The sequence below is a fragment of the uncultured Planktosalinus sp. genome (assembly GCF_963973675.1).
Lineage (GTDB): Bacteria > Bacteroidota > Bacteroidia > Flavobacteriales > Flavobacteriaceae > Planktosalinus.
The window spans coordinates 1-1,970 of sequence record NZ_CAXBAN010000431.1; the positions used below are offsets into that span (position 1 = coordinate 1).

The window sequence follows — 1,970 nt, forward strand, 5'->3', positions numbered from 1 at the left end:
TGGTTAATTGTTCTCCTATAAAAACAGAAATAATTGCAGGTGGTTCTTCATTTGCTCCTAATCGATGATCATTACTCGCACTTGCAATACTGGCCCTGATTATTTCTTCATTTTCATTGACCGCTTTTATTGTATTTATAAAAAAAGTTAAAAACTGTAAATTGCTCATTGGTGTGCTTCCGGGCCCTAAAAGGTTCACTCCTGTATTAGTGGCCAATGACCAATTGTTGTGTTTACCTGAACCATTGACTCCTTTGAACGGTTTTTCATGGAATAATACCACAAAATTATGACGTTCAGCCACTTTTGCCATCACATCCATTAATAAGGAGTTATGGTCAACTGCAAGGTTGGATTCCTCAAAAATTGGCGCCAGTTCAAACTGGTTTGGAGCGACTTCATTGTGTCTTGTTTTAACTGGGATACCCAACAACATGCATTCTTTTTCCATATCGCGCATGTAGTTTAAAACTCTTGATGGAATTGAACCAAAATAATGATCCTCCAGTTGTTGCCCTTTGGCAGATGTATGCCCTAACAGTGTCCTACCAGTCATCATTAAGTCTGGTCTTGAAGTTGCCAAAGCAGAATCAATTAAAAAATACTCTTGCTCCCACCCCAATGTTGCTTGTACCTTTGTTACATTTTTATCAAAATATTTTGCGACTGCTGTTGCCGCATCATCTATTGCAGATAGTGCTCTCAAAAGCGGGGTTTTATAATCGAGTGCTTCACCGGTATAGGAAACAAATACTGTTGGGATACAAAGTGTAGTTCCAATAATAAATGCAGGTGATGTGGGATCCCAGGCAGTGTAGCCTCTTGCTTCAAATGTATTTCGGATTCCTCCACTTGGAAAGCTTGATGCGTCTGGTTCTTGCTGTACTAACTGTCCTCCACCAAATTTTTCAATTGCTAAACCATTGGACGTTGTTTCAAAAAAGGCGTCGTGTTTTTCGGCTGTAGCTCCGGTTAATGGTTGAAACCAATGCGTATAATGAGTTACTCCTTTTGAAATAGCCCATTCTTTCATTCCTGTAGAAATATGATCTGCCAATTCCCGAGGAATTTTAGCACCAAACTCATGGGCGTTCATCACTGCATTAAAAGCCTCCTTTGTGAGGTATTGGCGCATAGCATGTTCATTAAAGACATTTTTGCCAAATAAATTTGAACGTCTTTCATTTTCTTCAATTGCAACAGGTTTTCTGTTAAATGTTTCTTTGATAGCGTGAAAGCGAAGCGTTGACATATGAGTAGTTTTGAAGGTTAACAAGGCAAAACTACAATTATTTTTTAACTTTAAGCAAATTAACCCCTATATTTTTAGGGGTAAAAAATTACATTTAATTTATTTTTAACTAAATACCCCTTATTTTTTAGGGGTGTTTTCAATTAATTAAAAAGTGTGAGTCCAACAAAAGTCAAATAAGCAATAAAAATAAAAAGTCCTTTTGCCCGGTTAAATATTAATTTTTTTGGTAAAAACGCAAGTGGAATTAATATAAGGGCGAAACCTAACATCCAGAAAATATCATTAGTCAACACTTCCTGACTCTGCACTGTTATGGGGTGAATTATTGCTGTAATTCCCAGCACAGAACCTATATTGAAGACATTTGACCCAATTAAATTACCAAAAGAAATTGCTTTTTCCTTTTTCAAAGCTGCTATTACTGATGCTGCCAACTCAGGAACACTAGTCCCAACTGCAATCATGGTAACAGCAATAACACGCTCGCTAACGCCCATTGCTGTTGCTAAATCAACAGCTCCTTTAACTAACAATTCAGATCCGCCCCATAATGCTGCTCCACCAACGATTAGCCATAAAAATATTTTAAAATATGAAATCCCTTTGAGTTGATCGCCTGCAACTACTTCATCTACTTCAACTCGGTCTTTATTTTTTGATTGTGAAGTGACCGATATATTGACTCCTACCAATTGATGTTTGTTCAACTCCTTCA

General features: G+C 37.2%; 1 protein-coding gene and 1 pseudogene. Both read right to left on the reverse strand.

Annotation, left to right across the window (positions count from 1 at the left end; all coding sequences use genetic code 11):
• The coding region (locus AACY61_RS13015) for a glutamine synthetase III (RefSeq protein WP_339612014.1) at positions 1-1,252 on the reverse strand (1,252 nt) is incomplete at its 3' end.
• A 143-nt stretch (positions 1,253-1,395) separates the two neighbouring features.
• Positions 1,396-1,970, reverse strand: a pseudogene (locus AACY61_RS13020) (sodium:calcium antiporter); the annotation flags it as partial.